Raw genomic sequence first — 7,815 nt, 5'->3', positions numbered from 1 at the left:
AGCTTCTGACCAGCGGGAATACGGACGCCTAGATACACGCCGTTTCTGCGCATGATCGCTCGTCTTCGCAGCTTAGACCCATCAAACGCGGACTATTCGCGGGAGTTAGCTGCGGAACCCAGGCCAGGGGGTCGCAAATGTTGCGGCGAGTTATCCACAGCCACCCCGCGCGCCCCTCGGATCGCGCGGGATGGCGTGGGGGAATCGCGTGTGGCATCGTTGCAGAACGAACGGGTGTTTGCTATATTGTTCTCGGGTTCAGTCGCTGACCCCCCGGCGTATACATGAGCACCAGTGCGCGCAAGCACTGAAGACACGGGAAATAGACGAGCCTAATGAGATGACGAGGCGACAAAGTCTGTCGCTTTTGTCGTCTCGAAAGGCTCGCAGTGCACTCCAAGTCCCGAAAGCCGGGTGAAGCCCTAGCAGCGGCACTAGCCGCCGAGGGTTGCACCGTCTCCACAGAGGAAGCCGCCCGCCTCGCCGCGGCCCTGCTGCGCTTCGCTGGCGCTGGTATCCTCGTCTCCCCCGCCGACCCGCCCGGACAGGCCCCCATCTATAACATGGGCCTGTCTGTTCACGGTGGCGATGACTAATGGGCCTCGTCGTCATCCATTCCGGGGTGGACACACTGGAGGCTTCCTTCCGAGGACACCTCTCCGACGAACTCCAGGAGCGGCTCGAACTCGGTAAGGGTGAGGCGCAGCTAAGGTCCGTACCGCACCGGTTCGACGTGGCCGGCATCCCCTTCGTCATCAATCCCGCGGGCTTGAAACCCTGGCGGTACGTCCTGAGCAACGAGGACCTGCACCTGCGCCTGTCCCCCGAGCACCGGCTCCCCACAGTCTCGGCGCGTCTACTCACCGAGGGCCTGGCGTCCTACGGACATGAGGGCGGATACGCGATGGCCGCGAACCTGGCCGCCTCCCTCGGGGCCGGGGATCCGCGGGGCCTCTCGCGGCTGGACCTGTTCGCCGACTGGCAGGGCTGGGTTCCGAGCATGGCCGAGATGGAGCACGTGGTGTGCCCGGCGCAGTATCGGGGGACCCACAGGAGCGGCCAAGGGATGACGTACCAGTTCGGGAGGGGCGGCACCGTCGTGCGCGTCTACAACAAGACGGCGGAGCTGGCCGTCTCGGGCAAGGACTGGCTGCGGATGGCATGGGCACGGGACGAGCGTTACGACCCGGACGCGGACGTGTGGCGCTTCGAGGTCCAGTACCGCCGCCCGGCCCTGCGACGCTTCGACAGCGAACGGGCCGAGGACGCGTTCGCGCGCCTCGGGGGGCTGCTCGCCTCCGGCCTGGAGTGGTGCGAGCTGCGCGTGCCGCATGGCCTCTCTTCGGACAGATGGGAGACGGACCCGAGATGGCGCGCGATCGCGGAAGGCTCGTTCGCGGGGGAACCCCTGGAGCGCGTGCCAGAGATACGCAACACCGCCCAGCTCCACAAGCTGATACCGATGCTCGCAGGTCTGACCGTCAGCGGTGCGGCACGTCTGCGGGAACCGGATTTCGACATCGCCTGGGGGCTTCTCGGCGACCACGTCTGGGCCTATCTTGAGCGCGAGGACATATGCTTCGCCCTACAGGTGGAGCAGCGCCAGCGCCGGTTCATGGGCAGCGGAGGGAGCAGGAAGTGAGCGTCTGCGTCGTCTACGCCCGCGTGAGCACGAAAGAGCAGCAGGACGAGGGCTACTCCATCCCGGCACAGCTCAAGGCGATACGGGCCTTCTGCGCCTCCGAGGGGCTGACGATAGCCGCCGAGTTCGTGGAGGCCGAATCCGCCGGGCGTGCCGGACGGACCCAGTTCGGCCGGATGCTCTCGTACCTGGAAGAGCACCGCGAGGTCCGCGTCGTGGTGGCTCACAAGCTCGACCGCCTCTACCGCAACTTCCGCGACCAGTTGAGCCTGGAAGAGGACCTCGGCATACGTCCGCGCTACGTCCTCGGGGACCTGCCCGACACGCCGCAGGGCCAGTTCGTCCGCGACGTGACGCTCTCACAGTCCCGCTACTTCCTCGCCAACCTGAGCGAAGAGGTGTCCAAGGGGATGCGTGAGAAGGCCTCACAGGGCGGCTGGCCGTGGCGCGCGCCCGTAGGCTACCTGAACGACACGACGACCCGGACGCTGGCCGTGGACGCTCAGATGGCCCCTCTCGTCCGCCACGCCTTCGAACGCTACGCCAGCGGGACCGTCTCCTTGGCCTCTCTCGCCGACGAGCTGTACGGCATGGGCATGCGGATGCGTACCGGCTCCGGCATCAACGTCTCGGCGCTGCACAAGATGCTCAAGAACCCGGTCTACTACGGATGGGTCCGCTACAAGGACGACATCTACCGTGGGGCACATGACCCGCTGATATCCGATGAGCTGTTCGCCTCGACCCAGGAGGCGTTCGCACCGAACCGCCGACGCAACAACGGGCAGCGGCACACATTCGTCCTGCGCGATTACCTCTACTGCGCCGAGTGCGGCTGCAAGATTACGGCGGGCTACCAGAAGGACCACGTCTACTACCGCTGTACCCACGGGCGCGGCTCCTGCGAGCAGAGGCGCTACACGCGGGAAGAGCTGCTGATGGAGCAGGTGGACGCGGTGCTCTCGCGTATCGCCATCAGTCCCGGCGTGGTGGACGCGCTGGTGGAGGAGGCGCGGCTTGCCGACGCGCGCCTCGCGCAGCGCAGCGCGGGAGATCGCGCGACGGCTGCCGCGGCACTCGACCAGGCCAAGCAGCGGCAGACGGCGCTACTCGATGCGTACCTGGACGGCATGGTGGACAAGGCGACGTACCAGGCGAGGGCGGCACGGCTTGCCGAGGAGCGCGGTACTTTGGAACTGCGGCAGATGGTGGCCGAGACGCAGCTCTCGGACGCGACCGCCCAGGTAGAGACGTTAGCGCGAACCGGCGCGGGCGCTCGGCTGGCCTTCCTCAACGGAGATTCCGAGCAACAGCGCGATGTGCTCTCAACGGTACTTTGGAACCTTAAAGTGGAGGATGGCCGCATAGCCTCCTACCAGTGGAAAGACCCCTTCGGATTCCTCGAAATGGAACCCTCCGGGGCCTTCTGTCATCCATGGTGGGCGATGAAGGATTTGAACCTTCGACCTCTTCCGTGTGAAGGAAGCGCTCTCCCCCTGAGCCAATCGCCCGTTAGGCCGCCAGAGCGGCGTCGCCTATTCTAACCCGTCGTCCACTCCCGGCAAAGCCCCGAAGAGTGCCAGCACCAGGCGTCGGCGACCATCGTCTGCAGGTCGCGGACAGGGCTCCAACCGAACGCGACGGCGGCTCGCCGGTTCGATGCGACGAGCACCGCGGGATCCCCGGGCCGACGCGGGCCCATCACGACATCGAGCGCGACGCCGGTCACCACCCCGCAGGCGCGAACGACCTCGAGATTGCTGTAGCCGCGCGAACTCCCCAGGTTGCAGGTGAGCCCCGTCTCCCCCGCCGCAAGACGCTCCAGCGCGGAGACGTGCGCCCTCGCCAGGTCGACGACGTGGATGTAGTCGCGCACGCACGTGCCGTCCGGGGTCGGATAGTCGCCGCCGAACACCTCGAACTCGCGGCGGCCTTCGGCGACGGCCGAGAGCACGCGCGGAATGATGTGGTTCTCCACCGGGTGCGCCTCGCCGAGCGAGCCGTCGTGCCACGCCCCCGCGACGTTGAAGTAGCGCAGGCGGGTCGCGCGCAGACCTCCGGGGATACGACGGTCGAGCTCCTCCTCGAACGCGAGCTTCGACTCGCCGTAAGGGTTGCACGGCCGCGTCGGGTCATCCTCTTCGATGGGCACGCGTTCGGGCTCGCCGTAGACCGCCGCGGTCGATGAGAAGACGATCCGATCCACGCCGAGTTCTTCCATGACGTCGAGCATGACCGAAGCGGAGCGGACGTTGTTCTCGAAGTAGCGTTCCGGCTCTCGGACCGACTCGGCCACGTCCGCGTATCCCGCGAAGTGGACGACGGCGTCCACTCCTGCCAGCGCTTCGCGGACCACTTCTGGGCTTCCAACGTCGCCGACGACGAGACGCGCGCGAGGGTCGACCGCCTGAGCGTGACCGTTCTCCAGGGTGTCGATGACCGTCACGCTGTGGCCTTCGTCGGCCAGCATCCTTACCGTGATCGACCCGATGTAGCCGGCACCGCCGGTGGCGAGGATCCGCATGCGCACCTCACTCTCCGGCGAGCGGAAGCACTCCCTTCCGCAACGCTCTGACGACACGGTCGGAGACCAGCTTATCCCAGCGAGGAGGCATCGGCCACGAACGGCGCGACGCGATCGCCGTGGCTACGGCGTCGCGCACCGCGGCCGAATCGGCGGCGCACAGCCGGTTCGCTCCCACGGTCAGCGTCACGCCGTGCTCGGTGGTGCGCCGCAAGGTCACGCACGGCGTGCCGATGACGCAAGCCTCCTCCTGTACGTGCCCGGAGTCCGTCACCACTGCGGCGGCGTCGCGCTCGAGGCCGAGCATCTCTCCGTAGAACACGCTGTCGACGACCCGCACGTTCCCAGCGCCGGTCTTCACGGCGGCATTCGTCCACGGCTGCAGCCGCCAGGCGTCCGCGAGTACCAGGACGGGCAGCTCGCCCCGGCCGAGGCCCGCCGCGACCTCCGCGAGCAGCTCCGGCCGTCCGACGAGTTCCTCGCGTCGCACGGAGACGAGCACGTATCCGCCTCGATGCAACCCGAGCCTCTCCGACGAGCGCACGCCGTCGGGACGCTCCAGGTGGCGCAGCACCCCCTCGGCGACGATGTTCCCGACGAAGTGAACCCGCTCGGACGCCACCCCCTCCGCGTGGAGGTTCTCGACCGCCTCCTCCGTGGGGGCGAGGTGCATGCTCGCCAGCTGGTCGACGACGACCCGGTTGACCTCCTCAGGCATCGACAGGTCGCCAGAGCGCAGTCCCGCCTCCAGATGGACGATCGGGATGGCCAGCTTCACCCCGCCGAGGGCGGCAGCGAGAGCGGCGTCGACGTCGCCCACCGCGATGACGGCGGCGGGCCTCTCATCGGTGAAGAGACGCTCGAGACTCGTGAGCGCCTGGGCGGTCCTAAGACCGTGAGGGCCCTCGTCGAGATCGAGCATGAACCGAGGGGGCTCCAGCGACAGGTCCGAATGGAAATCGCCGTCGAGGCGGTACTCCGCCTTCGAGCCGGTGAACGCGAGATCGACCGCGTGGCCCGCCTCCACGAGAGCGGGAAGCAGTGGCGCGACCTTCACGAAGTTGGGTCGGGATCCGACGACGATGATGATACGCACGGTCCGGCATGGCTCCCGTCGGCGGATCGGCTGTGGTTGTCACCGTTGCGATACTACCCCTGCCGCACCGCCCGAAACCAGCCGTCTCTCAGTATCCCTCTGGAGGCACGACGCCCGCCTGAAGCGCCGCGACGACACGCGAGGAGACATCGATGTCCCAGCGCTGCGGGATATCCCAGGCGGTCGAGGACGACAGCGCGTCCGCGAGCGCGAGTGAGACGACCTCACGCTCCGCCGCTGCGAGCCGGTTCGCCCCGCACGCGATGGTCACCTCGCGCTCCGTGTTCCGCCGCACGGTGACGCAGGGGGTGCGGACCATGCACGCCTCCTCCTGCACTCCGCCGGAGTCGGTGACCACCGCGGCCGCATCCCGCTGCAGCGCGAGCATGTCTAGATAGCCGACCGGATCCACGACGAGCAGGTTCGGCGTCGCGTCTCCAGCTCCCGCCTCCGCGAGCAGCGGACGGGTGCGCGGATGGACCGGCAGGAGCACCTGCATCGGCGCATCGGCGAGAGCGGCGATTATGTGCGAGAGCCGCTCGGGGTGGTCGGTGTTCTCGGGGCGGTGGATCGTCGCGAGCACGTAGCCCTTTCCCCGAAGCCCGTAGCTCAGGGCGACATCGCGGCTTGCGATCCGCGGGAGGCTTCGTAGTACAGATTCGGCCATCACGTTGCCCACGAAGTGCACGCGGCTGACCGGCACGCCTTCCGCGGCGAGGTTCGAGATCGCCTCGGTGGTCGGCGTGAGGAGCATCGACGAGAGCTGGTCCGTCACCAGCCGGTTCACTTCCTCCGGCATCGACATGTCCCCGGAGCGCAGGCCCGCCTCCAGGTGCACGACGGGGATGTGCAGCTTCGCCGCCGCGAGCGCGCCCGCGAGCGTCGAGTTCACGTCACCCACGACCATCACGGCGTCGGGCCGCTCCTCGACGAGGAGCTCCTCGAGCCGGATCATCGCCGTGCCGGTCTGGATGGCGTGCGTGCCCGAGCCCACGTTGAGGAACCACCGCGGCTCGGGGATCTCCAGGTCGCGGAAGAAGACGTCCGACATCGCGACGTCGTAGTGCTGTCCGGTGTGCACGAGCTCGGCGGCGATGCCGGCAGACGCGAAGGCCGGCATCAGCGGCGCGACCTTGATGAAGTTCGGCCGCGCACCCACAACGACGATCAAACGCACGCTGTCTCCCCTCCAGCGCCCTATCGGCGCAGGTAATCGAGCACGCCTTGTGCGATACCCGCGGCGAGCCTCTCCTGGTATCTAGACTGGCTCAAGCGGACGTCCTCCGCAGGATTAGACATGAACCCCGTCTCGACCAGCACCGCCGGGACGCGGGACCAGTTGAACCCGGTCATGTCCGACCGCGCCTGCAGCCCACGGTTGCGGGCTCCTGTCTCCGCCACGACCCTGCGCTGGACGAGCGTCGCGGCCGTCCGGCTGCGAGTCGAGATCGGCCGCACCCATGCGTTCCCCGCGGGGTACAGCGTCGAGATCCCCGACATATCGGCGTTCACGTTGCCGTCGGCGTGTATCCGCACGAAGAGGTCGGCATGCGCCGCGTTCGCCATCTGGGCACGCGCGCGATTGGAGATCGAGACGTCGGCGCGGGTCCTCGTCATCACGACGCGCACGCCGGCGGCTTCGAGCCTCGTCCGCAGCTTCAACGAGATCGCCAGGGTCACGCGGTTCTCGGGAACCCGGGTCGAGACTCCGGTGGCTCCTCCGGAGACGCGAGGCTTGGTCGTGCTGGAGCCCGGCCCGAGCGGCTCCGGCCTCATATCGGCCCGCGCCTGATGGCCCGGGTCGATGCACACGACCCACGGCCGTGGCACGGCCCGCACGGACGTCGAACACGAGAGCGTCACGCGAGCGCCCTGGACGGCCCTCGCCCCCGCGGACGGCCTCTGAACGACGACGAGCGTTGTGGTCGGGTCGTCCGACGTGCGAGGAGAGCGCACCGTCTCGAAACCCGCCCCGGCGAGCACCGCCTCGGCGTCCGCAACGGTCCGGCCGACCACGTTCGGGACCTCTACCGGCAGGCTCGTGCCGGTCGTGGCCGTCGACTCCGGCGACGACCCGGAAGCGAGCAACGACACGGTGCGCGTCGCGGTCGGAACCGCGGCAGGCCGATCGGATGCGTCCCGGCGCGGGCCCTGACCGCTCCCTGCGAGTGCCAGAGCGGTACCGGCGACGGCGAGCAGCACCGCGAGTGCCGCGGCGACCAGCCAGCGGCGCCGCGAACGGCGGGTGCGTCTCATCCGGTCTGTCCTGGTCGCATCCATTGTTCTCTTGGTGGGCCCGGCAGGATTCGAACCTGCAACCAAGGGATTATGAGTCCCCTGCTCCACCGTTGAGCTACGGGCCCGGCTGGGCAGCGAAACGTTCAGATTCTACCACAGCGACCGAGGCGGCCGGCCCGTCACGCAGCCCGTGATGCCTCAGAATAAAAGGTACTCGAGCGACTGATTCGTTGCCTCACAATAAAGGTACTCGACGTCGGACGCCTTCACCTCCTCTTTCCATCTCGGGTTCTTGCGGGCGTTGAGCTTGTAGAG

5 protein-coding genes and 2 tRNA genes are annotated in these 7,815 nt (G+C 67.9%); 1 reads left to right on the top strand and 6 read right to left on the bottom strand.

The window, feature by feature from the left end:
• The first annotated feature begins 595 nt into the window (after positions 1-595).
• Positions 596-1,642, top strand: coding sequence for a hypothetical protein (locus tag WC971_10585; GenBank protein ID MFA5845258.1), 1,047 nt, complete (start codon positions 596-598; stop codon positions 1,640-1,642).
• 1,436 nt (positions 1,643-3,078) lie between these two features.
• On the opposite strand, the gene WC971_10580 is transcribed toward WC971_10585, so the two are convergent.
• From WC971_10580 to WC971_10555, 6 genes are all read right to left on the bottom strand, one after another.
• Positions 3,079-3,153 (bottom strand) — tRNA-Val (locus WC971_10580).
• A gap of 29 nt (positions 3,154-3,182) precedes the next feature.
• Entirely contained in the window at positions 3,183-4,166 is a 984-nt protein-coding gene (gene galE, locus WC971_10575) for a UDP-glucose 4-epimerase GalE (GenBank protein MFA5845257.1), read from the bottom strand.
• Between the two features lie 7 nt (positions 4,167-4,173).
• Positions 4,174-5,262 (bottom strand): UDP-N-acetylglucosamine 2-epimerase, encoded by a 1,089-nt coding sequence (locus WC971_10570; GenBank protein MFA5845256.1) that lies wholly within the window; start codon positions 5,260-5,262, stop codon positions 4,174-4,176.
• An 88-nt stretch (positions 5,263-5,350) separates the two neighbouring features.
• The gene (gene wecB, locus WC971_10565; GenBank protein MFA5845255.1) at positions 5,351-6,439 is read right to left on the bottom strand and encodes a UDP-N-acetylglucosamine 2-epimerase (non-hydrolyzing); all 1,089 of its coding nucleotides are present in this window, start codon (positions 6,437-6,439) and stop codon (positions 5,351-5,353) included.
• Between the two features lie 20 nt (positions 6,440-6,459).
• The gene (locus WC971_10560) at positions 6,460-7,518 is read right to left on the bottom strand and encodes an N-acetylmuramoyl-L-alanine amidase (protein MFA5845254.1); all 1,059 of its coding nucleotides are present in this window, start codon (positions 7,516-7,518) and stop codon (positions 6,460-6,462) included.
• 32 nt (positions 7,519-7,550) lie between these two features.
• A tRNA-Ile gene (locus WC971_10555) sits at positions 7,551-7,625 on the bottom strand.
• Between the last annotated feature and the right edge of the window lie 190 nt (positions 7,626-7,815).

The sequence above is a fragment of the Coriobacteriia bacterium genome, assembly GCA_041658765.1.
Taxonomy (GTDB): Bacteria; Actinomycetota; Coriobacteriia; order Anaerosomatales; family JBAZZO01; genus JBAZZO01.
This window is presented reverse-complemented; position numbering and strand designations above follow the sequence as displayed.

Coding starts and splice junctions, on each gene's coding strand:
- WC971_10585 (MFA5845258.1), top strand. CDS start 596: ATGGGCCTCGTCGTCATCCATTCCGGGGTGGACACACTGGAGGCTTCC.
- galE (MFA5845257.1), bottom strand. CDS start 4,166: ATGCGGATCCTCGCCACCGGCGGTGCCGGCTACATCGGGTCGATCACG.
- WC971_10560 (MFA5845254.1), bottom strand. CDS start 7,518: ATGAGACGCACCCGCCGTTCGCGGCGCCGCTGGCTGGTCGCCGCGGCA.